Origin of the sequence: Vibrio sp. 10N.222.49.C9 (genome assembly GCF_041474985.1) — a bacterium.
Lineage (GTDB): Bacteria > Pseudomonadota > Gammaproteobacteria > Enterobacterales > Vibrionaceae > Vibrio > Vibrio crassostreae_C.
Genome location: NZ_JBFRVD010001015.1, coordinates 1 through 473, shown reverse-complemented (window position 1 = coordinate 473; position 473 = coordinate 1). Strand labels below are relative to the sequence as shown.

Annotated in this window: 1 protein-coding gene; it reads right to left on the bottom strand. The window is 45.2% G+C overall.

The genetic code is table 11. The features are described 5' to 3' along the window. Positions 1–473: cell division FtsA domain-containing protein (locus AB4585_RS26675; RefSeq protein ID WP_372171759.1), on the bottom strand; the 473-nt coding region annotated here is incomplete at both ends.

Below are 473 nucleotides of genomic sequence, written 5' to 3'. Positions count from 1 at the left end.
TACGTAATCTGTTAAGCCTTTTACTTCCGTAGGCTTACCGATTCTAACTTGATTGCCAAATACGCGTTCTGCACATTCGGCTAAACCTTCTATTTGCGATGCGCCGCCAGTTAATACGATACCAGCTGCAATGTGATGGTGTTTAACACCGTTCTCTCGCATCTTGTTTTGAGCGTTTTCAATCGCTTGGTTTATTAAACCCATAAGCTCAGTATAACGCGGTTCTATCACTTCAGATAAGGTTTGTCTTTGTAAACTGCGAGATGGTCGACCGCCAACGCTAGGAACGTTAACTGTGTCATCTTTACTGACCAATTCACTCATAGCACAGCCATACTTAACCTTAATCTCTTCGGCATCGTTAATTGGCGTGCCAAAAGCAAACGCGATATCACTGGTGACAGAGTTGCCTGCATAGGAAAACACCTCGGTGTGACGCAGTGCGCCGCCAGTCCAAAGTGCTACATCCATAG